Here is a 26706-nt window from a genome sequence, read left to right as displayed (position 1 = left end):
GAAGTCTTGCAGCCGAAATGATTCCCACAACCATCCGCTGTTGGATCATCGTTGCGGTTCTCTTTGGTTGCTTGCATAGCAGATTGACTTGCCACGCGTCAGATACGGTTCCCTCGGAAGCCGAGCGGCCGGCCGATCCGCAGCGATTATTAAACCAGAAAACGGCTCGATCGAGTCAAGAATCTTCGGCGACAGAAACGCTTGCAGGGGAATCGTCGGGGACAGTCCCCACCATCGTAACGCGGCGACCGATGTCGCTTTCCGAAGAAGCGTTGGAGACGATCGCCGGGGGGCCCGATTCTTGGGTGAGCCCCGAAAACGCTCGCGGTAGCTTGCAAACGATGTTGTTGTTATCGGTGGTCAGTCTGGCGCCGGCGATCTTGCTGATGACGACTTGTTATGTCCGCATCATCGTGGTGCTTTCGCTGCTTCGCCAAGCGATCGGGTTACAGGCCCTGCCTCCGACTCAAGTGCTGACCAGTATCGCCTTGTTCATGACGATGTTGGTGATGACGCCGGTTTGGACGAGGGTGTATGACGAAGCGATCAAACCCTATAGCGATCCCGAATCTGGGATGACGTTAATGCAGGCGTATGACACCGGCACGTTGCCGATGCGTGAGTTCATGGCGAAGCAGATCACGACGGCAAAAAACGTTGAGGACGTGTTTCTATTCTACCGCCATGCGTTTCCCGAAGGACCACGCCCGAGTTCATTCGCCGATGTCCCGATGCGTGTGATGTTGCCCGCATTTGTGATTAGCGAATTAAAGGTCGCATTTCTGATGGGTTTTTCAATCTACCTCCCGTTTTTAGTCATCGATTTAGTGGTCGCCAGCGTGACGATGTCGATGGGAATGTTCATGTTGCCACCGGCGATGATTTCACTGCCGCTCAAGTTGTTGCTGTTCGTCTTGGTTGACGGCTGGCACCAAGTTGCCGGAATGTTGCTCGCCAGTTTTGCTTAGGAAGTTCGTGCGAATGATGGATGCAAGTCAAGCGGTGGATCTCTGTCGGCAAGCGTTATTCCTAGCCGCGCTACTGGCCGCACCCGTGTTGTTGGCCGGCGCGGTGACGGGACTTGTCAGCGGATTGATTCAAACGCTTTTCCAAGTCCAGGATCAGTCGATCTCGTTCGTCCCCAAGTTGATCGTCTCAAGTTTGGTGTTGATCGCATGTTTGCCTTGGATGTTCACTCGGATGATGGAGTTCGCCGGGACCCTATTCGCCAGCGGTGGCTTCTAAAGATCGAGCCACCGTTAAACGCAGTCATCGTCAGGCCAAGTTTTCGTTCACCTCTTTCATTGACGCCGATCGCGTATGTTCGAGCATTGGTTCCCGCAGATCCCAACCGGCTTGTTCGTGGCCGACGTTTTGCCAACGTTTGCGGTCGTCGTCGCGATGGTGGCGTTCCGGCTGGGGGGATTGGTGTTTGCGATGCCAGGATTTTCGCTTGGGGTTCCGATTCGATTTCGAGTCGCCTTGGTGATCTTGATGACGGTGGTGTTGGCACCGTCGGTGATGCGATCGATCAAGCCGGATGAGTGGCCGGTGCTCCAGACGGCATCGCAACGGGAGCTCATTGATCAAGCGGCCGTGTTAATCGTCGCCGGTAGCCGTGAGTTCATCTTAGGGGTCGTTATCGGAAGCATTGCGCAGCTATTGATCAGCGGCGTTCAGCTGGCGGGCGAGCTGGCGTCCAGTAGCACCGGGATGCAGTTGGCAGCTGTGGCCGATCCTGCGACCGGGACGAGTGTTCCACAGTTCGCCAAGATGATCGGATTTATGACGACCTGTGTTTTCCTGGGATTCGGTGGGCATCGATTATTGATCAACGCATTGCTGGAAAGTTTTCAACAGGTTCCGCCGATGTCGATGGCCGACTCGGAAGGCATGTTGCAAGTGATCGTCGATCAATTGACGATCGGTTTTCGATCCGGGGTCCGAGTCGCCGCGCCGTTGCTTGCTTGCGTCTTGCTTTCCAATGTGCTGGTGGCGTTGATCAGTCGCGCCGTCCCGGGGCTGAATGTGATGGCGGTCGGAATCAACTTAAACATCTTGGCCGCGATGATTGTGATGGGACTGACGATCGGATCGGCGGGGTTAATTTTTGAAGCCGAGCTGACCAATTCGATTCATCAGTTAAAGGTATCGATCAGGCCGTGAGCGAGAAGATTCATCCTCCGACGCCGAAGAAACGGCAGGAAGCGAAAGAGCAGGGCAGGGGACCGAGAAGCCAAGAGTTGGTGTCCGCGGCGACGTTGCTAGCGGCAATCGGCATGCTCTCTTGGTCGGGGCCGAGGATCGTCCGCTTCTTGATGCTGACAATTGAGGAGTCGGTTGGTCAGTCCACCGGGTTGTCGATCGATTCGGGCGAAGTGATCACCAGGATCATTCGTTTGATTTTCGCCGCCGGGTTGGTGTTGTTGCCATTGATGATCGGGCTAATGTTGATCGGCCTGGCCAGCGGGCTGATGCAATCGGGAGGGCGGGTCGCGTTTCGGCGACTGGTTCCGTCTTGGAATCGGCTGTCGCCATTACGGCGTGGCAAGGCGATTCTGGGGCCTCAGGCATTGCTACGGTTTTCGGTGAGCGTGATGAAACTGATCGCGATCGTCTGTGTCGCGACGTTGTATGTGCGTTCGTCTCTGCCGTTGATCGCTTGTTTGGGGGCGCTGACTCCGGCCGCCGCCGGCGCCCAGGTTTTCACTCTGCTGATCGACTGTGCGGTGTGGGTGGGAGCGACGGTACTGTTTTTTGCTTGCGTCGACTACGCGATTGCGTGGTGGCAGCATGAGCAGGATTTGATGATGACGGATCTTGAATTGCGAGAAGAGATCCGCAACGCCCAGCGCAGCGCGCCGAGGGGCGGAGAAATGGCAACAAACGCGCGAACCGGCGCGGTCCAGGGCGTGACTTAGCAGCGAACGGTCGCATTGATCGCTCAAGTTTGGCGCGTCGATAACCGAGATTAGCCTTGGGGATCCGCCGTGGTCACCAACTTTGACTTGACTTCATTGGCCCCCGCGACCTATTCTACTGCTATGACACTGATCAACTTGCTACCCCTGCTACTACTCCTATCGCTCGCGCTACTAATTCGTGAGCCGGAGATGAGGGTTTGCACTGTTCCAGTGAAGCGTTAAGAACGCCAGCTAACAAAACACAGCAAAAGCCCGAGTCCCGGCAACAGGACTCGGGCTTTTTTTGTTCTCGACCAGACTGATTCCACCACACACTTACGTTAATGCACAGGAAATGATTCGATGAGTTCTTCCAGTTCCCCAGCGACAGACCAGCCCGCCGGTGGCGATGCGGCCGGTGCCGCCGAAACCGCCACCGAAAAGCGTCACATTCGAATTTTCGACACGACGCTTCGCGATGGCGAGCAATCACCGGGCGCCAGTATGAACCTGAGCGAGAAATTGGAAGTGGCCCATCACCTGGCCGATCTCGGGGTCGACATCATCGAAGCGGGGTTCCCGATCGCTTCGCCGGGAGATTTCGAATCGGTTCGGCAAATCGCAGAATCGATCGACAAATCGACGATCTGTGGGCTCGCCCGTTGTAGCGAGAAAGACATCTTGCGTGCCGCCGACGCGATCGCCCCGGCCCAGCAAGGGCGGATCCACGTTTTCTTGGCGACTAGTGCGATTCATCGCGAATTCAAGTTGCGGATGACGCCGGACGAAATCGTTCGCCGCGCGGTCGAAGGCGTCAAGCTTGCCCGCAGCCGTTGCGAGGACATCGAGTTTTCGCCCGAGGACGCTTGTCGTACCGAGCACGACTTTTTGTGTCGAGTTGTCGAGGCGGCGATCGATGCCGGCGCGACGACGATCAATGTTCCTGACACCGTCGGTTACATCACGCCGGAAGAGGTGTTCAAGATCTTTCAGATGCTCCGCAACCGTGTACCCAACATCGACAAAGCAGTCCTCAGCACGCACTGCCACGACGACTTGGGAATGGCGGTCGCTAATAGCTTGGCCGCCGTCGCCGCCGGGGCGGGGCAGATCGAATGCACGATCAATGGGATCGGCGAGCGTGCCGGCAATGCCGCGTTGGAAGAAGTCGTGATGGCGATGAAGACGCGCAGCGATTTCTATCAAACGACCACTCGGATCGATTCCAAGCGTTTGGTTCCTGTCAGTCGATTGGTCAGCAAAGTCACCGGTATTAATGTGCAACGCAACAAGGCCATCGTCGGTCGAAATGCGTTCGCGCATGAATCGGGAATCCATCAAGACGGCATGTTGAAGGAACGTAGCACTTACGAAATCATGTCGCCCGAAGAAGTCGGCTTTGTGAAAACCGATTTGGTCCTCGGCAAGCACAGCGGCCGAGCCGCCTTGGCCGACCGCGCCAAGACGTTGGGGTTTCATTTGGAAGGCGAAGAGCTGCAACGCGTCTTTGAACAGTTCAAGGTCTTGGCCGACAAGAAAAAAGAGATCTATGACGGCGACATCATGGCGCTCGTTCAGCAGGAAATCAGTGGCAAGAGCGAAGGTCAAGCTTGGTCCTTGGTGAACTATGAAGTGACCAGCAAGACCGGGCAAACGCCTCGGGTGAAGTTGACGCTGTCCGATGGCAATGAAGAAAAATCGGCCGAGGTTGCCGAGGGCGATGGGCCGATCGACGCCGCGTTCTGGGCTGTCGAGCAGATCACTGGGATTGATCTGATTTGCAAAGAGTTCCGAGTGCGTAGTGCAACGCTGGGGCGTGACGCAATCGGCGAAGTGAACTTGGAAGTCGAGCACAAAGGCAAGCTGTATCGCGGTGTCGGCGTAAGTACCGACAGCGTCGAAAGCACGATCCTGGCGATGTTGAACGCGATCAACCGAATCGCCGGCGGCGCCGCGTAGTGTGCCGTTGATCTCGTCTTCGGTTGAGCAGTCTGGTCCCGGAAAGAAGGACGTGATTCCCGCCAATGGCCACGCTCTCACCGAGCGTGGCCGCAGGTCAAACGGTAGCCCGTATGATCAGCCTTCGCCTTTCGATTTTTTCTCGTCTTCGTCGACGGGAAAATGCAGTTCACCGGTCATCGGATCGGGCCGTAGACGCATCGATTTTCCGTCCGGTGTGAACTCTCCGTCGCCGGCGATCGGGTGGATTTGCGATCCCGGGGCGTCAGGGCCGGAAGGGTTTTTGTCACCGAGCAAGTCACCGACGTTCAGCGGGACCGCGTCGATTTCATGGTCGAGGTCGGTCGCGTGGTCGTCGCCCGTCGTTTCCGAGAGCGTGACATCGCTAACGCCGGAACTGTCGATCTCGGCGTCTGACGGGACCGGATCGAGATCTTCGTTGGTGCCGTCCGAGGTGCGTCCGGCGATGACCGCCGGGTTGCCGAATTCGTCCAGCGGTGCCGATTCGTCGATCGCTTGCGGGGCGCGGAAGATTTCGTCGACATTTCCGCGAAGTACCTGGCGGCCAAGCTCGATCGCCTTTTCTTCGCTCCAGCCATTTTCGCCAACGAATTCGTCAGCCAAAACACGCGCCAAAATTCGGCGATACATGTCGAACTTCGGCAATACAAATTCTAGTTTGTACGCGTCGCTGTAATAACCGATTTGCTTGTTGCGCGGCACCGCTTCCAGGCGGGCAGCGGCGTCGCGGTGGATGAACGACGGCGTGTTGCTGTACCACCAGTGTCCGTTGGTCAGCACGTTCGGGAAGATCCAGCTGTAGCTGACAAGTTCCTGATTGGTGACGCTAGCCAAAACCGAGATTGGGAATTTGACGCGTGGAAAAGCGTTGAACAGTTCACGGTACTGGATCAGCGAGACGCGGCTATCGTAAAGGTCCTGGCCTTGGTAGACGCCGCCGGGATAGACGCCTCGGTTCACACCGATCATCAAATCAAACGGCAGTCCGAATTCGTCGCACAGTTCGGCCAGGGTCCAGAAAACTTTGCGTGACAGCGCGGCGATGTCCTCGGGATTCGCATCCGTGCCATTGGTGAGGACCGAGTCATAAGCGTTCTGGGCGCGACCGTCGCTCACCGGTGTCGGCTGGAAACTAGGTGGAATCGAAATCGCGCACGCGCGGGCGCCTTTGGAGACGAAATGAACAAATCGTTGGCGCAATGCCGCGTGCAGGCTTTTCAGTGACCCGTCGTTGGCGATGCCGCTGCAAGCTTCCAACCGGTCTTGCACTTCCTGCTTGGCCAGATGAAAGACCAAGTCATCGGTGCGTAGACAAGGGATGTAGGTGTTGGTGTCAAAACCGGCCAAGTCATCATCAAAGTCGTTGGTCAAAAAGACCGCTTCGACGTTGCTTTGATCGAGCACGGTTTGTGCCCAATCCGGCGACGCCATTTTCTGCTCCGAGCGATCGAATAGGTCTTCCCAGTTGTCGAGGGTGATCGCGTCGTCGGTGAAATCGAAAAACTCACGACAGATTTGAATCAGCCAGTGATAGTTGGCGGTGTTCGTGATATTGCCCAACCCGTGGACCATTCGACGAACCAATTCTCGCGGTTCGATGCCGGGTTCTTCAATTTCCAGCCGTGGCATTCCGGCCGAGTGAACCAATTCGGTGTAATAGTGATAGCCCAGGATGTCAGCCAGGGTGGTCGATCCCGCCGAGTGCGGATTGATGTGCGTGTGTGGATCGATCAAGCGAATTGCGGAAATGGCTTGATAGATGGTGTCGCGTGCCGACGAAAGATCGCGTGTCGGAGAAGCTGCCATGGGGGGTTGCCAATCAAAAATTGCGAATCACGAAGATAACAAGGTGGGCTCGGCGGGGCGGGATTGCCACCCTTCAGAAATCTGCCTGCAACCGACTGTCCAAGCCGGAGGACCGTAGCCGGGCATGGACCGCCGAAGCGACGCCGAAAGAACCAAGATCGTCAATGAACCCGAAGGCTCACCGACAAAGTTCCCGGATTGTCGACGATTCTGGCCAGCAAAGCGAGACGCTCGGTCCGGTTTTGAGGGGACGTTGACGAGAATTGAGGCCGTTTGCCCAAAAAAAACTTGCCGAACACGGATCGTATCGCGCTAGAATGGTTGTTTTGTGACGCTATTTCGATTTCTGCCGGAGAAGAGACTGCCACCGATGGAAAAACCGTCTGATGGACAGAAGCCGCACCAGCCAGAGCGGGGGGCGGACCATAGCGAGCACCCGCATCCGGCGAAATCCGGCCCCGGTGATCGTGCTTCCTCCAAGTCGGTAGACCAGCCACGCTTGTTTTTTCATCGTTTCGACTCTGGTGTGACTCCGCCCAACGGCCCGCACTTTGAGCTGACCGAACTGGAGCCTGTAAACGCAGAAAACCCCGTAAACAAAGGGAATTCAGATCAGGGGAATCGCGATCATGGCGATCAGCCCACCAAAAAAACGCCGGACGAGAAAACACCGGACGAGCCCGCCGCTCAACCTTCCGGCGAATCATCGCAATCGTCGTCGAGCCAACTCCGTGACTCGTCGATTCGGGTGCTCGTCCAATCGACCGCAAGTTCGCCCGTAAAATACACAGGGCCGCCGCCGATCGAAATCGAGGATTCGTTGGTCGATTCGCGTCGTGACGTGGCGATTGAGATCAATCAAAAACGCTATCGAAATTCAGCCGCGACGGCATTCCAGCAAGGCTTGGTAATGCTCGTGACCGTCTTGGCGGTACTCGCGGCGGCCTGGTTTGTCGTTCCGGGAATTGTCGAACGAATCCGCTATGCCCAGTATCGTGGTCAACTTCGGGCCGAGTTTGAAGTCGCCAGCCAAGGCCTCAAAGATGTCTCACTCGATTCGCTTTCGCAGGCCTACCAAATGGTCAACGCGGCGGTCGGACCGAGTGTCGTGCACATCGATATCCGCCGAGCGGCGCATCACAAGATCGTGCACGAGAATATGACCGGCGCACCGGCGATTTTGATCTCTGATCAAGGCAGCGGAGTCGTCGTCGACGAAGACGGGTACATCCTGACCAACCGTCATGTGATCGCCGATAGCGACGAAATCCTGGTCACGCTAAGCGACGGTCGCCGGTTGGATGGGATCGTCGTCGGGACCGATGAATTGACCGACTTGGCGGTGCTGAAAGTTAACGCAAACGATTTGTTGCCGATCCCCTGGGGCGATAGCGAACGTATTCGAGTCGGTTCGCCGGTGTGGGCCATCGGTAGCCCGTTTGGGCTCGACCGAACAGTGACGTTCGGAATTCTTAGCGGAAAGCATCGTGTGGTGCGGGCGAAAGATCGCTATCAAGATTTCATGCAAAGTGACGTTGCGGTTAATCCTGGTAACAGCGGTGGTCCGCTAGTCGATTCACGTGGCACAATGATCGGTGTCAACACCGCGATCGTCGGTGACACTTACCAGGGGGTAAGTTTTGCGATTCCAAGCACCGTCGCCAAAAAAATCTATCTACAGCTTCGTGAGCACGGAAAAATCGAGCGGGGCTGGCTAGGGGTGTCTTTGGCAGAGGTCCCCGATGAGAAACTCTCCGGTGAGAATCTGCGGGTTCGCGGGGCGCAGATCGCGGCAATCGCCGATGTTCAGTCCGGCGCCGCGGTCGCGGGGTTACAGCCCGGCGACGTCGTGACCTGGGTCGACGGCCAAGCGATCCGCGACGTCGATCACTTGATGCAATTGATCGGGAACGCGATGGCAGGGACGCGAATTCGTCTGCTGGTTCAGCGATCTGGCGAAGAGATGAACTTTGAGGTCAAGCTCGGCCGCCGCCCGCCCGAACTCGACCGTCGCTAGTGCGTCGTTCCATTTGAAAATACGGGTGTGAGTCTTCATTCGACGGGCGTTAGCACTGGTTATCGCTCAAGAAACCGTGGCTAACGCCATTCGGTTGATCCCGAGGTTGAACTGAAACAAGGCACTTGCGGGTGTCATGAATTTGGTAGCGGGTCTGTCGGACGGTGTCAGCCAAGGTTGTGGCAGATGAACCGGGGCGAGTGTCCGTCGGCGAATGGCTGATCCCCGAATTTCTGCTCGAAACGAACGTTTTGCGTTTCGCCGAAACCGGCTCACTTCCGGGGGCCCGGGCTCCGCCGAAGGGTGTTAAATTTCGTTTCGCAACGGTGGAATGTCACCCGACGATGACGGTGGCTGCGACGGTGCCGTTTACGCTTCTGGATTGCTCATCAATTTTGCCGTGCTGAGTGTTGTCGGTGAAAATGGCAATCGAAAACATCGCCGGACGTATCTATACTGCGATTTGAAATCGTCACAAAACCCGCCGCCGACCCGTCGCTGCGGATTCAATTTCTCGTACCCCAGCTAACACTGTGAAACGGTTGCTTTCGAGCTTACTTTGTCTTTCGGTTGCCCTGGTCGCTACATCAGCGGCTTCCCGCTGTCTTGCCGAAACTGTTCCTGGAATCGCCAGCGAAAAACCGGCCGAAGGTCCTTTCGTCAAAGTCGACGAAGGCTATATGGTTCCGTATACATTCCGCATTCCTGGCACCGATCAAGAGATCGAGATGGTGCCGGTTCCCGGGGGCGAGTTTTTGCTGGGAAGCCCTGAAGGAGAAGAGGACCGCAGTGAAGACGAGGGGCCTCAGGTCAAAGTCACGGTGGACCCGATGTGGGTCGCGAAGACGGAAGTGACTTGGGGACAGTACAAGGAATACATGAACTTGTATGCCATCTTCAAGGACTTCGAAGCGGAAGGCATTCGACCGGTTAACGACGACAACAAAGTTGACGCGATCACCGCACCGACGGAGCTTTACGAACCGACGTTCACCTTTGAATACGGTCAAGAGCCCGAGCAACCCGCCGTGACAATGACTCAGTACTCGGCGCAGCAATTCACCAAATGGCTGAGCCTGGTCTCTGGCCAACAGTATCGTTTGCCGACCGAAGCGGAGTGGGAGTATGCTGCTCGCGCGGGAACGAAAACTGCTTACTCATGGGGCGATAGCACCGACGAGATCGATGACTACGCCTGGTACTTCGACAACGCCGACGAAGGTCAAGTGGCTGTCGCGAGCAAAAAGCCCAACGCGTTTGGCTTGTACGACATGCACGGTAATGTTGCCGAGTGGACCGTGAACGCTTACACCGAAGACGGCTACGCATCCTTCGCCGAAAAGAAAAACCTCAACGCAACCGACGTCGTCGTTTGGCCCGAATACCCGTCCCCGTGTGTGTTGCGTGGCGGAAGCTGGGAGTTCGATCCTGAGGATCTCCGCAGTGCGGCCCGTCTGGCCAGCGATTACGAAGAGTGGAAAGTCGACGATCCGAACTTCCCGCGGAGCCCGTGGTGGTTGACCAGCGATCCGTCTCGTGGTGTCGGATTCCGAATCTTCCGCTCCTACAAGCCTCTTGGCAAAGAGAAGATCACCAAGTTCTGGGAAGCTCAGGCAGAGGACACCATCCTCGACGTCAAATCGCGGATCGATGGTGGTCGTGGTGGCTTGGGCTTGGTCGACAAGGACCTTCCTAAGGCGATCGAAGAAGCGAAATAGTTGACGCTTCGGCCGCGGTTTTGCATCTCGGCCGTCGCCAAAGCGAATCAAACACGACGACGCCCGGCCGATTCGGCCGGGCGTCGTTCGTTTTAAACGCTGGCTGTGTCTTCGTCTTAGGCGTCGGGGGGAGACGGCGAAGCATTGGTTGCCATCGCCCTCGGCTTCGGGGCGGAACCGAATGGATGAAGCGGGTGTGGTTCTTTCTGGGGTGTTGATTTGACCATGTTGGGGTGGTTTGGGCTCGGTGCGATGCTGTCCGATTCCGCAAAACCCGCGTCTGCTTGGCCATCCTGGGCGGGCGTCCCTAAATCCCGCCTTTCAAAACCGCCATTGTGTCATAAACTTTGGAAATCTGCGTTCGTTTCAAGTCGGCTTTGATCGACCCTCATCAGCGCTGGCGGTTCGTGACTGGGGCAGCGGCGAACCGAACGATTGGCAAGGTTGTCATCACGAGACGACTGATACTTTCCCCAAACTACTCTGGACACACCCGTGCACGATACATTGGCTGTCGTTGGTGCCACCGGCGCCGTCGGACGAATCGTTCTACAGCAACTCGAGACCCGTGACTTCCCGTACAAACGGTTGAAGCTACTGGCATCGGAACGAAGCGTTGGCCAAGAGGTAACCGTGAAGGGCGAGACAATCAAAATTGAATTGTTAGCCCCCGGTGCATTCAAAGACGTCGACTTGGTGATCGCCAGCACGCCTGACGAGGTGTCCGCCGAATTCGTTCCTTATGCGGTCGAAGAAGGTGCCGTCGTTGTTGACGAAAGCGCTTTCTGGCGGATGGACCCGTCCGTTCCCCTGATCGTGCCGGAAGTTAACCCAGAAGCAATTGCCGATCACAAGGGAATTATTGCCAGCCCAAACTGCAGTACGACTCAGATGGTCGTTGCTTTGGCGCCACTGCACAAAGCCTGCAAGATCAAGCGTGTTGTTGTCAGCACCTATCAAGCGACCAGCGGCGCGGGACTGGCTGGGAACGTCGAACTGATGACCAGCACGCAAAAGGTACTCGACGGCGAAACACCGGCCAGCAAGACGTTTCAGTACCCGATCGGATTCAATTTGATCCCGCAGATCGGAAGCGAAAAGTTTGAAGGTTACACCAGTGAAGAGATGAAGTTGGTGTATGAAACACGCAAGATCATGGGTGACGACAACATTCAAGTTTGTCCGACCGCGGTTCGGGTTCCGGTGACGATCGGGCACAGCGAATCGATCTTGGTTGAAACCGAGCAACCGATTTCGGTCGAGCAAGCGAGAGAGCTTTTCGGTGCGGCTCCAGGGATCACGGTGGTCGATGACTTGCAAGGTCAACGGTATCCGATGCCGCGTGACTGTGATGGCAAAGACGACGTCTTCGTCGGGCGGATTCGCCGCGACATCAGTGGGCAGGGCAACGGAATTGCGTTCTGGTGTGTCAGCGACAACCTTCGCAAAGGAGCCGCGACCAATGCGGTGCAGATTGCTGAACTGTTGCAGCAGTCGGTAGCGACCGCTTAGGCATGCCGGCTAACCGCACGTTTGCGCTCGTCATTGCATATGACGGCACTGACTATTCCGGCTGGCAAGTCCAGCCGGAGCAGGCGACGATCCAAGGGACATTGCAGACGTCAATCCGCCGTAGTACCGGTCAAGACGTCAGTGTGGTCGGGAGCGGGCGTACGGATGCGGGGGTGCACGCCCTTGGCCAAGTCGCGAGTTGTCGGTTTCCGAATTGGACCGCCACGACCGAAGCGTTGCTGCGGGCAATCAATTCTCGATTGCCACCCTCAATCGTCGTCAACGAAGTCCACGAAGCGGATTCGGATTTTCACGCGATCCGCGACGCACTTGGAAAGCGCTACCGGTATCAGATCCAAGTGCGGCATCAACGGAATCCATTTGAACACCGCTATCGATGGCGTCTTCGGCGATGGGTTGATGTTGAATTAATGAAGATTGCCGCAAAAAAAGTCATTGGCCATCGTGACTTTTCAAGCTTCGAATCAGCCGGTGCGGAGCGAAAGTCCTCCGTCCGCGACGTTAGGGACTGTGTCGTAGTCCCTTCCACGGACTTTGAGCAAACCGGGCATGTGGCAATTGAGGTTGAAGCCAACGGTTTTCTTTACAACATGGTGCGTAATATTGTCGGCACTCTGGTCGAAGTAGGACTGGGGAAGCAACCGCCTGAATGGATCGACGAAGTTTTAGAGCAGCGTAATCGGATCTATGCCGGTCCGACCGCGCCGCCGCAGGGTTTGTTCCTAAAGCATGTCGATTACCTGCCGGGTTACCGCAGCACAATCACACCTGAACGACACACGCCTTTAACAGATCCTTAACATTAATTGGCCGCCGATACCCGATAATGCGGCTGATGTTTCTTGCCCGACGACGTCCGGGTTGAGAAGGCGACCGATTGAAAGAAGGCTCATTCGGTCAGGACACACCAGAAGCCAATTGAGTTATGTCGGTTAAGACGATTGAAGCCGAGCCGGTACTTGACGACGCCACACGTGACTTCGTGCGGCGATCGATGCATGCCCAGTTGGTTGAGTTAGCCGATATCAAAAAGGTCGTCGTTTCGTTGATGGCCGAAGACACGCGGTTCTCTCCGGAACGTTTAGCAGACGGCTTGGTGGGGGCGAACTTGCTTACGCCATGGCAGGCACGCAAGTTGTTGGCCGGTAAAGCGAGAGGTTTTTTCCTCGGCAATTACAAGCTGATGCGGCCCCTTGGCAAAGGCGGGATGGGCGTCGTTTTTCTCGCCAAGCATTCGGTCATGAATCGGTTGATGGCACTCAAAATTTTGCCCGCCGAAGCCTCCAAAGACGCGCGACGCATTGAGCGATTTAAAGAAGAAGCCCGTGCGTCGGCAAAGCTTGAGCACCCCAATATCGTTCAAGCGTTTGATTTTTCCGAAGCCGACGGCAAGTTGTACATCGTGATGGAGTACGTCGATGGCGTTGACTTGCATCGCGCGGTGGTCCGCGACGGAGTGATGTCGCCCACCGAATCGCTCGATGCAATGATTCAATCGGCCGACGCGCTTGCACACGCGCATCAGCGCGGCATCGTCCATCGAGACATCAAGCCTTCCAATATGCTGTTGCGTAGTGATGGCGTGATCAAAGTCAGCGATATGGGATTGGCCCGGATTGGTTACAACGCCGGTGACAGCGAATCGCCGAATCGTTTGACCGGAACGGCTGACTTTATCGCACCCGAACAGGCGATCGACAGTCAAACCGTCGATGCGAGGGCGGACATTTATTCGCTCGGCTGCACATGGTATTTCTTGCTTTGTGGGCGGGCACCATTTTCCGGAAGCAACGTCGCTCAGCGGTTGGCAAAACATCAGACCGCGCCGGTTCCCGCAGTGTCAGCGATCCGAGGCGAATGCCCCAAGGCAATTTCTGAATTGATTCAGAAGATGATGGCAAAGCGAGCGGAAGATCGCCCCGCGTCGGCCGCCGAGTTGTTGGTGCAGCTCAAGCGGCTGCGAAATTCGGTCGCACAGGGAGGCGACCTTTCCGATCGCCCAATGTCCTCGCGAGTCGCCTCTGGAGAGTCGTCTACGCCCAGTTCGATCGATGACAGTGGGCCACTGAAGGAGGTCGGCGCATCGTCGATCTCCGAACCGATTGAACTCGACCTTGGCAGTTTGCCATCGATCGAGGTGACGCCATTTCAACCCGCACCGATGTCGGCCAACGGTTCGGCGCCTAGTTTTGCGGGTAGCAATCACGCGAACTCGAAAGCGAAAGACGCTTCTTCTGGCGGGTCAGGAAGTGGTGGAGATTCACAGAATGTCCTGCTGGGAATCGGTTTGGCGATCTCTACTATGGCGTTATTGGTGGTCATCGGAATCACTATCTTCCAGTTGACCAAAGAGGAGAAGAAGGACCGCCCGCTGCACTCAATGGAAAGCGGGAAAGAGATTATCGTCTTGCAGGACTAAAGATCCCTAACCACTCGTATGCCCGTCGATCTCTGTTTATGATTCCGGCGGAGACTTTGTCCCCCTATTAGAACTCTCCCGTCCCGCTAATCTGACCCCATGCCAGTCGAACTTGTGATGACCGAAGGTAGCCGTGCCGGAACGGCTGCCCCGATCCAAATCGGCTACTACTTGGTTGGCAGAAACAAAGAGTGTCAGATCCGTCCGAAAAGCAAGTCGGTCAGCCGCCGGCACAGCTTGTTATTGCATAACGAGGACGGATTCGGCGTACTGGATTTAAAGAGTACCGGCGGGACCTACGTCAACGGCGAACGATTGACTCCACACCAGTGGCACGTCCTCGCCGATGGTGACGAACTGCGGTTCGGTAAAGTCGGGTTCACCGTTTCGATGAAAATGCCGGCGTTTGCGTCTGTCTCCGGGACGGAGGACGCAGCTTCTGGGATGGAGGGCTCTGGGCTTAAAAGTTCTGGGCTCGAAGACTCTGGGGCCGAAAGCGGTTCGGACACCAACGCCGTGGTGGATCCGCCGGCATCCTGGCAGAACTTTGATGTCGCCGAATTTTTGGAGGCTGAGGACCAGGTCGACCAAGAGATTCGCTACGGGCAAATCCGTGGCGAAGTGGCTTCAAAGTCTGCGGCAGCCGACGACGAAATCGCACTCGATGAACTTGAAGCAGATGCGAAAGCGCACGAGACGTTCGTCGGCTCGGGAGCTGATGAGGGGGCCAGCGACGTCGGCGACAAGGTCGAAATCGAGGTTGATGCGAAGCCGAAAAAGAAACCACCGCAGCGGAAGATCGATCCAAAGGAATACAAACGCAAGCCCAGGCGGTCGATTCAGCTGCCAAGTTTCGGATTGGACTTTGGCGGTTCGTGGGACTGGAAAACGATCGCAATGTTTTTCGTTGCAATCGGTATCGTTGGTTTTCTCGGGTACCAAATCTACACCTTTTCGTCTGGGCCTTCGATCGAAGTGCGGCAGAACTTGGACTAAGATACGTCGCGATTGAAATCCGGGCCTCACAGCTCAACCTTCGGACCTGTGTGCGGCGACCGCGCTAAGGTGCGAAAGATTGTGACAAGTAAATTCTCCAGTCCAAACGAGATCTCAGAGACCGGTCGCGACAGTCGATCGAAGGAGAAATCGCGACTCGCCAAGCAGTTTATCAGCACCGTTGGCGTCGCCTTTCTGATCGTTGTCTTGCAAATGGGGCAGGGCATCTTGCTCGCCCGCACGTTGGGGCCGGTGGGGCGTGGTGAATACGCGACCGCCATGTTCTTCGTCCAGTTGCTTCTGTACGTCGGTTTGTTTGGCGGTCTGGAAGTGATCTGCCGGCATGCCGCCGAAGACAAGATCGATGCGAGTCGACTGAGGCGGGCGGCGTTGAAGCTGGGGCTGGTGACTGGTAGCGTGACCACTATTTTAGCGATCTTGCTCAACAGCGTCGCGCTGCCTGCGGAAAAGCAATTTCTGATCCCGCTTGCTTGTCTGTGTTCACTTTCGTTGATCGGTCAGCAGGTGGTGTTGATCATGACCGGGGTTGATCGAGGCCAAGGGAAGTTCGGCGCGTACAACGTCCGTCGCGTGATCGCCGCCGCTACGTTTCCGGTATTGTTGCTGATCACTGAACTTGCGATCGGCGTGTCGCTCTTGCGCGCGTGCGGCTTGTTCGTAGTCGCATCAACACTGTCAATGCTGACGTGCCTGTATGGGTTACGGACACCGCTCGGCGGGCCGAGTGAACCCAAGGTCGCGAGCTTGCTTCGGGAGAGTCGCCCGTATGCCTATTCGACATTCGCGACGGACTTGTTCGAGCGTTTGGATCTGTTGTTGATTTTGTGGATCGCCGGGCTTCGCGACCAAGGTTATTACGCGGCCATGGTGCCAGTCGTTTATCCACTCACGGTGATCCCGAACACGATGGGGCTGTTCTTGTTCAACGCGGGCGCGGACACCACCAAACGTTTGAAAGCGACGGACGTCAATCGAATCCTAGGCTCTTCGCTGGCCGTTCAAGCGGCATCAACGATCGTGTTCATGTTGTTGATTGCAACCGTGATCGGCTGGCTGTACGGAGAGGCGTTTCTTCCGGCGATCCACTTTGCATACTGGCTAGCCCCGGTCGCGGCGATCAAAGGTATCTTGCAGGGTCTTGATAGCTACGTCAAAGGCCGCGGGAAGCCATTGGCGGCGATCCGCTGCCGAGTCACCGCGATGGTTTTGATGGTGGTTGTTGCGATCACGCTTGAGCCGTCCTTGGGGGCGATTTCGGTCGCCATTGCTGCGCTCGCCGGACAGGTCATTAGTTTTGTTTGGCTTTCGGCGATCGTCTATGCCGATGTGGCGTCGATTGGTGAACCACCAGGGTCCACGGGATCGGATCTGCTGTGACCGCAAGGGTGACCGGGGCCACGGGTTTGCTACAATAGTGCACTGTCTGGCTGGTCACTGTTTGGTTGGCCGATCGAGTTAGCGGATGCGTTCACTTGGGCGACGATCGTCGAGGTGCCATCGAGTTTGGTGTCGTTTTGTCTTGGAACGCTGTGTCTTTGTTATTGTTGATTGACGGCTACAACATCACCCAGCCGATTCCGACCAAACGGTCCGGTTCGCGGTGGTTGGAAAAGCTACGGCAAAGACTGTTGCGCGATCTGACTCAAAGGATCGACGATCAAACGCGTCAGCGAACGTGCGTCGTCTTCGATGCCGCGAATCCACCAAAGGATCGTCCCAGCAGTTTTGTTCACGAAGGGATCGAGGTGCGATTTGCGGTGGACTATCTGACCGCCGACGATTTGCTCGAAGAGTTAATCCGGGATCACCATACCCCCAAAAAATTGATGGTCGTTTCATCGGACCATCGGGTGCAGATCGCCGCATCTCGACGCGACGCGGCGTTTCGCGATAGTCAGCCATGGATGGACGCGCTGACCGACGGGCGGGTGGTTTTGGCCGAAGGGGATTTGCAATCTTCGGGGGAACCGTTTCGGCCAAGCGGCGGAACGGCGGGGCAGGGCAGGGCGGTCAAGCCGCGGATCGAGGATTCGGGGGAAGTCGACGAATGGATGCGGGAATTCGGCTTTGACCCCGACTAGTCGGTCAGACGGTTTGCCCGCCAGCCGATCGGGGCCAAGCCGTTGACGCTCTTGGCGGGCCTTTCGCTGCCTAAATCGTGCCTTCGCGATCGAGTGGAGCACCGGGGGCCCGCTTTAAACGGGGGTTCTTCGCTGCATTCCCCGATCGAGAAACGCGGGGACCCGGCAATCCGCTAGATCTGGGTAACCGGCTGTGGATCGAGGAAGTTGACGCGGCGGGAACACTGGCCGAAAGTTGCTCCTTTCGCAGTTGCCCGACTCGACATAGAATCCCCGCATCTTTACCCGTTCCCCTACCATCTGATTCGATCGATGACTGCAACTGTGACCGATCAACGCGCCTACAATTTTTCTGCCGGCCCGGCTGTTTTGCCCGTTTCGGTCCTCGAAGAGGTCCGCGACGAACTGGTATGCCTTCCCGGGGCACGCTCGTCGTTGCTGGAAATGAGCCACCGTGACAAGGTTTTTGTCGATATTTTGCACGACGCGGAAAACTCAATCCGATCCTTGCTGAACATCAGTGATGATTATTCGGTGCTATTTTTGCAGGGTGGCGCGGCGTTGCAGTTCTCAATGATCCCGGCCAATTTGCTGCGGGGAACCGAGAAATCGGCGGCTTATATCCAGACGGGAACCTGGGGAAAAAAGGCGATCGCCGAAGCCAAAAAGGAAGGGGCGGTCAACATCGTTTATGACGCCGCCGACTCCAATTTCAACCACGTTCCCTCCGCAGAAGACTACAGCGTCCCCGCCGATTCGGCGTACCTGTATTACTGCAACAACGAAACGATCCAGGGTGTCCAGTTCCCCAGCGAACCCGTTTGTCCCGATAGCGTTCCGCTGATTTGCGACGCGTCAAGTGACTTCATGCATCGCCCGCTGGACATCAGTAAATACGGCATGGTGTATGCCTGTGCCCAAAAGAATGCCGGGCCGGCTGGCGTCACCGTGGTTGTGATCCGCAAGGACTTGTTGGAAATCGGTAGTGCCTCGCTGCCGGGTTACCTGCAGTACAAGAATCACGCCGAAGCCGACTCGGAATGGAACACCCCGCCGACGTTTGCGATCTGGGTGCTCGGTAAAGTCGCGCGTTGGTTGACCAACGACATCGGCGGCTTGGAGGCGATGGAAAAGCTGAATCGTGAGAAAGCTGGCTTGCTTTACAACGCGATCGATTCATCCAACGGTTTCTACACCGGCCACGCAAAACCCGAATGCCGTTCGTTGATGAACGCGACCTTTGTTCTGCCAAATGATGATTTGCAATCGAAGTTCTTGAGCGAAGCTGCCGACAACGGTCTGGTTGCTTTGAAAGGTCATCGTAGTGTCGGTGGCATTCGGGCGAGCATCTATAACGCGATGCCCAAGGAAGGTGCTCAAGCGCTGGCCGACTTTATGACTGCGTTCGCCAGCAAGAACGGTTAGTGAACCTGAGTCGTGTTCTTTGCGACTCTTTGCAGTAGAGACAGGATTGTCAAAGCGGCCCCCGACGCTTTGGCAATCGTGAAATGTTTAGACCCCCTTGTTTTGCCACCGAACACCCCAGTACGCGATGTACAAAATCCTCACGCTTAACAATATCTCCGTCAAAGGACTCGAACGACTCCCGCGTGAGAAATACGAGATCAGCAGCGACACGAGTTCACCCGACGCTGTCATGTTGCGTTCGTTCAAGATGCACGACATGGAGATCCCTGAAACTGTCAAGGCGATTGGTCGCGCCGGTGCCGGGGTCAACAACATTCCCGTCGACAAGATGACGAAGCGCGGCGTCCCGGTCTTCAACGCGCCCGGTGCGAATGCCAATGCGGTTAAAGAATTGGTCCTCGCCGGGCTGCTGATTGCGACGCGAAACATCTATCCGGCTATGAAATTTGCCGAGACTCTCGAAGGAAACGACGCCGAAGTTTCGACCGCGGTCGAATCGGGCAAAAAGAATTACGTCGGATCCGAACTGCATTCCAAAACGTTGGGTGTGATCGGTCTGGGAGCGATCGGCATTCGCGTCGCCAATGCGGCGAGCGCTCTGGGCATGAAAGTTGTCGGCTATGATCCGCTGATCTCGGTCGAAAACGCCTGGAAGCTGTCACGTAATATTCAGCAAGCGATGAGCCTCGATCATTTGTTTTCTCAGTGCGACGCCATTTCGGTCCACGTTCCATTGCTTGATGCGACCAAGGGTTTGGTCAGCAAAGAGCGGATTGCGATGATGAACGATGGCGCGATCGTCGTGAACTTGGCCCGTGGCGGAATCTGCGATGACGACGCAGTGCTTGCGGCGCTCGAAAACGGCAAGCTCTCGTCCTACGTTATCGATTTTCCGACCAGCAAACTGCTGCGTCATCCGAATGTGATCGCGTTTCCACACCTGGGCGCTTCGACCGGCGAAGCCGAAGAAAATTGCGCGGTAATGGTTGCCGATCAGGTTCGTGATTTCCTCGAAGACGGCAGCATTCGCAATTCTGTGAACTTCCCCGAGGCCGTCTTGCCACGCGGCGGTTCCGGGTCGCGTGTCACGATTGCCAACGCGAACGTGCCGAACATGGTCGGCCAGATCTCCGCAATCTTGGCAAAAGCGAATTTGAACATCGCTGACCTGCTTAATAAGTCACGCGGTGAATTGGCTTATACTATTATCGACCTTGATGGAACCATCGAAGAATCTGCATTGAACGACCTTCGGGGCATCGAGGGAGTTCTTTCGGTTCGGCATTTGCCTCTGAAAAAATAGTGAGATAATCATGCGTTCGATCACGCTCGGCTTGTTGGCAGTTGTCTGTCTTGTTCAGTCGCCGGCCGAGGGTGAGGATAAAACGCAGGTTAAAACGGCGCGAACGCCCTGGCCTAGGCATACGGTTGATGACCGGTTCCAGGGTGCCGACGGCGTTCGCCTTGGTGACTTCGATGGTGACGGCCACCTCGATGTTGTCACCGGCTGGGAAGAATCCGGAGTGGTTCGTCTTTATCTGAACCCCGGGCCCGATCTGGCTAAGCAGCCCTGGCCGGCGGTCACGGTCGCTGCCGCGGCGTCCCCCGAAGATGCGGTCCCCGTCGATGTCGACGGCGACGGGAACTTGGACATCGTTAGCTGCCACGAAGGCAAGCGACGGCAAGTTTTGGTGCACTTCAGCAACGTCAATGATCCGGCAAACCCAGACGATTGGCTGTCGCAGGATTCCTGGACGACCGAATCGTTTCCATCGCTCGACGGCGTGATGTGGATGTATGCGTTGCCGTTTGAAGACATTGATGGGCGACGGGCAATCATTGTCGGCGGGAAAAGTAAACAAGCGAGTTTGTCGTTGTTGCTATCGCCGACCACGAAGGATTCTCGGGATCTCGGTCGGTGGGAAGTGATTCGCATTCGTGACGTCGCTTGGACGATGTCACTCCACGCGATCGACATGGATCACGATGGCGATCAGGACCTCGTCTTCACCGATCGCAAAGGATCAAAAAGCATGGCAGGCTGGTTGGAGCAGCCGGAGGATCCAAGGCAGACTTGGCGCGAACATCCGATCGCGGGGCAGGGCAGGGAGGTGATGTTTTTGTCCGCGACACGTGATCGTTGGTTGATTCCAACTCGACGAACGGACTCGCTTGATTGCCGTCGCGAAGGAAACCGCTGGATCGTATCGACAATCAAACACCCACCGCAAATTGAGTTTGGCAAAGCGATCGGCGTCTTGCCGAGCGGTCGATTACTGCTTTCTTCAAACACCAAGGCGAGCCGGTACCCCGATCGCCCCGGCCTTTGGCTTCGTGATCTGGATGGTCAGTGGTCAGTGGTCGATCCGACGCGGGGCGTGAAGTTTGATCGGTTTGAGATGATTGACCTCGACGCCGACGGTGACTTGGATGCAATGACTTGCGAAGAGCGTCAAAATTTCGGCGTCGTCTGGTATGAAAACCCAGGCCTCTAAAGACGCTCTTGTGGGTAAAAGGGGAGGGCGTTGAGAAACAACCATCGGGAAGACCATTCGCCGGCGAATGGTCTCTCGGTGGAGTTGAGGCATCGCCGACACTACTTGAACTGTTGTTTGACGTAGTGCAAGAACGAACCGATCAATAGTGAGATGCCCAGTAGAATCGATGCGACCGTGGTGGTGATCAGAAATGACTGAAGTGGCCCGATGGGTTTGCTGTAGTCATCGTCAAACGGAATGCCCGCCAGTTCGAGTGCGATAACCCCAGCGAATACTTGGATGATCGGAAAGAATTGTGAAAACGCAACAATGCTACCGCCAAGTAACACACGCACCGCTAACCCCGGGAGTGCGACGCAGCACCATAGCCCCAGCCCGTAAAGAATCGTGACCGCAGCAAGGATCCCTCCGGTACCGCTCCACGAGACGAGATTGACTGCCATCAGCGCTGGGACAATCATGTTCAGCGGTAGAATGACCGTCCACGTGACCAAACATGTCCGACGAGTGCGTAGTGCTTGTTCCTCGAGTGGCAACGCATCCGCAACCGAGTTTGTTGTCTGTTTAATTTCGGGCGGAGCTTGATAGGGATTTTGCATCGTCACTCAGGATCATGGTCAAGGATCTCTTTCATTTGATCGGTCGTGATCCCTTGATGCAAACGAGTTGAGACGAAGTTGCGTTCCCCAGGATGGTTTAAAAAGTTTGGCAGATGCCAGACTTCACGATCGCGATGCTTTAACCACAACTCTTGAAAGGCCAACGATCCGGGGGCGAACTTCCAGCGCAATCCGTCCGAAGTCTGGTGGCATTCAATCAGCAGGGTAAGTTCCGGATCGGTGCCGAGTTGATTAGTGAAGATAAACAAGGCCCCGTCGATGACATCGGAATCGGACTTCTTTAATGCGTCGCTATCCAAACGAAAAACGGCGTTGGGCAATAGTTTTAGTGGGTGGATCTCACCGGTCTTGGCGGATCGTGTTTGGGCGGTGAATTGTTTCGCGAGTCCTCGCATTTGCAGACCACGTTTTCGAAGTGCGTTCGTGTCGGAGTCGGCGACTGGATTGGGAGCGCCCGGAATCGCTCTCAGTTCTACGCCCGGTGGTGACCACATGACTCCCCAATCCGAACGACTGGAGATCGGTTGGGGCGGTGTTTCAACGAGAGCTTGGAATTCTTGGTAAACCTCGTGTCCATTGGGAAGCGGAAGCGAAAGCACACCGCCGGCAACAATGGCCCGACCTTGATAAGTCCAGACATAGACATCTCCCGAGTTCGGCGCTTCCGTGTTTCGATACCCCTGATAATCCAGCCCAGTCCATGTGAGGACGGGGGATTCAAGTTTCAATCGCTGCTTTCCGTTTGGATCGAGTGCGAATCCAATCTCTTTTGCTCGGTGTCGATAGAACTGCTTCAGTGTCTCGTAATCTTCTTTGGGGCTTTGTCCCCAGGTGATTGAATCCAAGATCATCACAGAAAATAGAACTGCGAGTGATCCAACGACTAATCGAGCACGCTGCGTCATCATTTGTATTCCAAACCGGTGAAGACAATCTGTCTGATCCCGTGGCACTATAGGGTAGCTCAGCAGCGGACGCAAATTCCCCGGGGTGCACGTCGACGAACGCGATCAAACCGAGACTTCGCTGGGGGATGAAGGCAGAGTGGACACACCCATCTGCTGGAAGGTCAAATCCAAGCACTTATCGAAACGGAGCATCAATAAAAAAAGCGTGAAACAGATCGTGAAACTGGGGTGTCGGTGAAAGGCGGATGAATCTTGAATCGAAAGGCAACTTTTTTGTACTTTCGCAGACTCCCTTGTGGAGAGGACCGCCGATCGGTGCCATGCCCCACTCAATCATTGACGTTCCTCCGTGACCGACTTGCAACGTTTTCGTCCACTGCTGCTGCCAGGCTTTTTGATGGCCTGTTTGGTGGTCATTCTGATGCCGCTTCCGGCGGCGGTGATGGACTTGCTACTTGCCGCGAATATTGCTTTAGCTGTGGTCATTTTGTTGACCGCAATCCATGTCAAATCGCCTCTTGAATTCAGCGTGTTTCCCACCGCGCTGTTGGTGACGACGTTGTCGCGGTTGGTACTCAATATCGCCACGACACGGATGATCCTGACGCACGCACCGACGGATAAGGAAGACGCCGCCGGCGGTGTGATCCGCATGTTTGGTCAGTTTGTCGCGGGCGACAGGGTCGAGATCGGCCTGATCATCTTTTTGATCCTCGTGGTCGTTCAGTTTGTCGTGCTTACCAAAGGAGCGACACGAATCAGTGAAGTCGCCGCCCGCTTCGCACTTGATGGGATGCCCGGTCGGCAGTCCGCGATCGAAGCGGACGTAAACGCCGGTGCGATCGATTCAGATGAAGCAGCCCGGCGTCGACAAGCCCTCGTCGCCGAAGCCGATTTTTACTCCGCGATGGATGGAGCAGGGAAGTTTGTTCGGGGGGATGCGATCGCCGGTTTGGTCATCACGGTGATCAATATCGTTGGCGGTCTGTATTTGGGAATCTTTGTTTCTCGGATGGGGCTGGCCGAATCAGCCTCTGTATTCACCAAGTTAACGATCGGTGACGGATTGGTCAGTCAGCTTCCTTCGCTGTTGATTTCCTTAGCCGCCGGCATGTTGGTCACACGGGGCACGCGTTCGGATAACTTGCCAGATCGTTTCGTCAGCCAGATGTTTAGCAACTCGACGGCGATGGCAGTCGGCGGCGGCTTTGTTCTGCTATTGACCATTACGGGATTGCCAATCATCCCGTTGTTATTGCTCGGCGGAGGCCTGTTGTTCGTGGCTTGGACGTTGTACAGCAAGGAAGTCGATGCAGAAAAACAACGTTCGATCGCGAGTGAAACAGAAAACGCATCGACGACGGCGAACCAAAAGCGAGTGGAGGATTTCTTAAACGTTGATCCTTTGGAAGTTGCGATCGGATTGGGATTGCTACCGCTTGCCGATCCGGCACGTGGGGGCGACTTGATGCAGCGAATCTCGGCGTTGCGGAATCAGATGGCGGCCGAAATCGGAATTGTGCTGCCCAAGGTTCGTGTTCGAGACGACGCGACGTTGGGCGAATTGGAGTACGAGATCCGCTTGTTTGGTGACTTTGTTGCTCGCGGACAATTGCGAACCGACAAACTTCTGGCGATTGCGGACGGCAAGATCACCGGTTCCATCGAGGGCGAACCCGCCGAAGGCATGGGGCATCCCCAAAACGTTTGGATTTCACCGACAATCCGAGAGCAAGCGTTGATCTATGGGTACAAGACCCAGACCGCTCCGGTGGTGTTGACCCATCAGTTAGAAAACGTCGCTCGCGTGTATGCGGATGAATTGTTGTCGCACGATGCGACCGGACATTTACTTGACGAATTGCGGCAAATCGCACCCGTTTTGGTCGACGAATTGGTTCCTGATCGGGTCAAAACTGCCGACGTGCAAAAGGTCTTGCAGGGTCTGCTGCGTGAATCAATTCCCATCCGTCAACTTGGGATCATCCTTGAAGCGATTGGGGACGCCGCCGATCGTGACGCGGACACCGATCAGCAAATTGAATCGGTCCGGCGACGGCTGGCACGGACCTTGTGTGTGCCGCTCCGTGACGAAGCGGGCGTCCTGCATGCGATCGGGTTGGGAGAATTGTCCGGCGAATGGAACAAAACGAAAGACGTCACTTGCGACGCGATTCGCAGAGGCGTTATGACGTTAATCGAGCGAGGTCATCCTCCCGTCGTCGTGGTCGCCCCGACCATCCGTCGACGCATCAAGGCAATGCTGGATGCGGCCGGTGTCTGGGCACACGTTTTGTCAACGTCGGAAATCACCGACGACACCCAACTTGATCTGATCGCTATCTCGACCCAGCAACCAAATCAACAACGCCCCGTCACATCGGCCGGGCAAGCTGCGTAAGTCAGCACTGAATCGTTCGTTTCACCTTCCATAGAACCACCGATGGAATCGAAAACCTTTCGAGCCGCGAACTTGCAAGCTGCGTTGGAGGAGATCCGAGAAGAGCTCGGTCCCAACGCATCGGTACTAAGTACGCGCCATTGTCGTGATGGCTGGAGAGGATGGTTAGGACAGAGCTACGTCGAAGTAACGGCATCACGTGACGGCGTCGCACATGATGGGCTGTCGATCGCACAAGATCCGGATTCAGAATTAGACCTGGGGACCCAGCACAGAGTATCGCAGTTTCAGCCGACCATAGGACCGAGAGCAGGGCAGGGGAGTGCGATCCAATCGAGTAGTCTGGAAGAAGTGCAGCGGCAAATCGATTCACGCCAAGTCAACGCACCGTCGGCGAGCGTAACCGGACCACGATTAAGCTTAACGGCACCTACCGATTCGGGCAGGGTATCGCTGCCTGCGTCCGGCACCGAGCGTTCATCCACCATTCATTATCGAACGGAATGGGATCCGCTTTCGGAGTACCGTTTCAAGTTGATTTCGTTGGGCGTCGAACCGAACATTGTCGATCGCTGGATCAACGCGACCGGCGGATTCGTCAGCGGCCTTGGCGGTTCAGGAATGACGTCGTGGCTGGATCAGCTCAAACAAACGGTCAGTCGCGAGATATGCATTAACGGCCCGATCGCGGTTGAATCTGGGGACCGCCGGATCGTTGCCTTGATCGGTCCGACCGGGGTCGGCAAGACAACGACGGTCGCGAAACTGGCCGCCGGGTTTCGAATGAATCACCAGCACCGCGTCGGCCTGTTGACGATCGATACGTTTCGAATTGCGGCGATCCAGCAGCTACAGGCGTATGCCCAGATCATGGACCTGCCGATGCAGGTCGTCGAGAGCGTCGAGCACATGCCGGAGGCGATCGATCGACTCGGTGATGTGGACTTAATCTTGATCGACACGGCGGGACGCAGTCCGTCCGGCGACGTTCACATCGAAGACCTCGCACGTATTTTGAACGTCGCTCAGCCCGACGAAACGCATTTGGTGATTAGCGCTACCAGCACGGCTTCGGTCGTTCGGTCGGTGTTGGATGGATTTTCCATCGCTCAGCCCACCGCAGCGGTCTTGACGAAGCTGGATGAAACCCCGTACACCGCAGGTGTTCTGTCGGCGATCGCTCGCTCGATCGATGGGCCGGGGATTCCGGTCAGCTACATCACCAATGGCCAACACGTCCCCCAGGACATCGCTGCCGCGACGGCAGAGACGTTGGTCGAGCGTTTGTTGCCCTCCCCGATCCAATGGACCCAAATGGAAGCCGCTTAAATGATTTTTTAAGCTCAACATCAACCCAACCGACAACCGATATGGAAA

At 56.1% G+C, this 26706-nt stretch carries 21 protein-coding genes; 18 read left to right on the top strand and 3 right to left on the bottom strand.

The features are described 5' to 3' along the window. Nucleotides 1–17: 17 nt before the first annotated feature. The 5 genes from fliP (at nt 18) to FYC48_RS16800 (ending at nt 4862) form a co-directional block, all read left to right on the top strand. The gene (fliP, locus tag FYC48_RS16820; protein WP_149497895.1) at nt 18–968 is read left to right on the top strand and encodes a flagellar type III secretion system pore protein FliP; all 951 of its coding nucleotides are present in this window, start codon (nt 18–20) and stop codon (nt 966–968) included. 13 nt (nt 969–981) lie between these two features. Beyond that, nucleotides 982–1245, top strand: coding sequence for a flagellar biosynthetic protein FliQ (locus FYC48_RS16815; protein ID WP_149497894.1), 264 nt, complete (start codon nt 982–984; stop codon nt 1243–1245). A 75-nt stretch (nt 1246–1320) separates the two neighbouring features. After that, entirely contained in the window at nt 1321–2166 is an 846-nt protein-coding gene (locus FYC48_RS16810; protein WP_149497893.1) for a flagellar biosynthetic protein FliR, read from the top strand. Continuing rightward, complete coding sequence (locus FYC48_RS16805) at nt 2163–2921, top strand: EscU/YscU/HrcU family type III secretion system export apparatus switch protein (RefSeq protein WP_160149581.1); 759 nt, start codon at nt 2163–2165, stop codon at nt 2919–2921. The genes FYC48_RS16810 and FYC48_RS16805 overlap by 4 nt, the downstream gene beginning before the upstream one ends. A 345-nt stretch (nt 2922–3266) precedes the next feature. After that, nucleotides 3267–4862 (top strand): 2-isopropylmalate synthase, encoded by a 1596-nt coding sequence (locus tag FYC48_RS16800; RefSeq protein WP_149497891.1) that lies wholly within the window; start codon nt 3267–3269, stop codon nt 4860–4862. Nucleotides 4863–4979: 117 nt separating this feature from the next. On the opposite strand, the gene FYC48_RS16795 is transcribed toward FYC48_RS16800, so the two are convergent. Beyond that, entirely contained in the window at nt 4980–6689 is a 1710-nt protein-coding gene (locus FYC48_RS16795; protein WP_149497890.1) for a glucuronate isomerase, read from the bottom strand. A 370-nt stretch (nt 6690–7059) separates the two neighbouring features. Between FYC48_RS16795 and FYC48_RS16790 the strand changes: the two genes are divergently transcribed. The 11 genes from FYC48_RS16790 (at nt 7060) to FYC48_RS16740 (ending at nt 21397) form a co-directional block, all read left to right on the top strand. Further along, entirely contained in the window at nt 7060–8706 is a 1647-nt protein-coding gene (locus FYC48_RS16790; protein WP_235034295.1) for a S1C family serine protease, read from the top strand. Nucleotides 8707–9239: 533 nt separating this feature from the next. Then, nucleotides 9240–10424, top strand: a complete 1185-nt coding sequence (locus FYC48_RS16785) for a formylglycine-generating enzyme family protein (RefSeq protein WP_149497889.1) — start codon at nt 9240–9242, stop codon at nt 10422–10424. A gap of 495 nt (nt 10425–10919) precedes the next feature. Beyond that, nucleotides 10920–11936: an aspartate-semialdehyde dehydrogenase gene (locus FYC48_RS16780; RefSeq protein WP_149497888.1), complete on the top strand. Its 1017-nt coding sequence runs from the start codon at nt 10920–10922 to the stop codon at nt 11934–11936. A 2-nt stretch (nt 11937–11938) separates the two neighbouring features. Continuing rightward, complete coding sequence (gene truA / locus FYC48_RS16775; protein ID WP_149497887.1) at nt 11939–12757, top strand: tRNA pseudouridine(38-40) synthase TruA; 819 nt, start codon at nt 11939–11941, stop codon at nt 12755–12757. Between the two features lie 125 nt (nt 12758–12882). Next, complete coding sequence (locus FYC48_RS16770; RefSeq protein ID WP_235034294.1) at nt 12883–14376, top strand: serine/threonine protein kinase; 1494 nt, start codon at nt 12883–12885, stop codon at nt 14374–14376. 99 nt (nt 14377–14475) lie between these two features. Continuing rightward, nucleotides 14476–15372: an FHA domain-containing protein gene (locus FYC48_RS16765; protein WP_149497886.1), complete on the top strand. Its 897-nt coding sequence runs from the start codon at nt 14476–14478 to the stop codon at nt 15370–15372. An 81-nt stretch (nt 15373–15453) separates the two neighbouring features. Beyond that, nucleotides 15454–16770 (top strand): lipopolysaccharide biosynthesis protein, encoded by a 1317-nt coding sequence (locus tag FYC48_RS16760; RefSeq protein WP_235034293.1) that lies wholly within the window; start codon nt 15454–15456, stop codon nt 16768–16770. Between the two features lie 152 nt (nt 16771–16922). Continuing rightward, nucleotides 16923–17474 (top strand): NYN domain-containing protein, encoded by a 552-nt coding sequence (locus FYC48_RS16755; RefSeq protein ID WP_160149580.1) that lies wholly within the window; start codon nt 16923–16925, stop codon nt 17472–17474. Between the two features lie 312 nt (nt 17475–17786). Continuing rightward, the gene (gene serC, locus FYC48_RS16750; RefSeq protein ID WP_149497883.1) at nt 17787–18899 is read left to right on the top strand and encodes a 3-phosphoserine/phosphohydroxythreonine transaminase; all 1113 of its coding nucleotides are present in this window, start codon (nt 17787–17789) and stop codon (nt 18897–18899) included. 127 nt (nt 18900–19026) lie between these two features. Then, nucleotides 19027–20205: a phosphoglycerate dehydrogenase gene (locus FYC48_RS16745; protein WP_149497882.1), complete on the top strand. Its 1179-nt coding sequence runs from the start codon at nt 19027–19029 to the stop codon at nt 20203–20205. Between the two features lie 10 nt (nt 20206–20215). Beyond that, nucleotides 20216–21397, top strand: coding sequence for an FG-GAP repeat domain-containing protein (locus FYC48_RS16740; RefSeq protein WP_149497881.1), 1182 nt, complete (start codon nt 20216–20218; stop codon nt 21395–21397). Nucleotides 21398–21498: 101 nt separating this feature from the next. Here FYC48_RS16740 and FYC48_RS16735 read toward each other — a convergent pair whose 3' ends face one another. After that, the gene (locus tag FYC48_RS16735) at nt 21499–21999 is read right to left on the bottom strand and encodes a hypothetical protein (protein ID WP_149497880.1); all 501 of its coding nucleotides are present in this window, start codon (nt 21997–21999) and stop codon (nt 21499–21501) included. Between the two features lie 2 nt (nt 22000–22001). Next, nucleotides 22002–22928, bottom strand: coding sequence for a hypothetical protein (locus FYC48_RS16730; RefSeq protein WP_149497879.1), 927 nt, complete (start codon nt 22926–22928; stop codon nt 22002–22004). A gap of 349 nt (nt 22929–23277) precedes the next feature. On the opposite strand from FYC48_RS16730, the gene FYC48_RS16725 reads away from it, so the two are divergent. Further along, nucleotides 23278–25329 (top strand): flagellar biosynthesis protein FlhA, encoded by a 2052-nt coding sequence (locus tag FYC48_RS16725; protein WP_149497878.1) that lies wholly within the window; start codon nt 23278–23280, stop codon nt 25327–25329. Nucleotides 25330–25371: 42 nt separating this feature from the next. Continuing rightward, nucleotides 25372–26658 carry a flagellar biosynthesis protein FlhF gene (gene flhF, locus FYC48_RS16720; protein ID WP_149497877.1) on the top strand — a complete coding sequence of 429 codons (1287 nt, stop codon included), beginning with the start codon at nt 25372–25374 and terminating at the stop codon, nt 26656–26658. The last annotated feature ends 48 nt before the right edge of the window (nt 26659–26706 follow it).

The organism is Roseiconus lacunae, assembly GCF_008312935.1.
Classification (GTDB): Bacteria; Planctomycetota; Planctomycetia; order Pirellulales; family Pirellulaceae; genus Stieleria; species Stieleria lacunae.
Note: the sequence above shows the minus strand (reverse complement) of the source record. Positions and strands in the feature narration are given on the sequence as shown.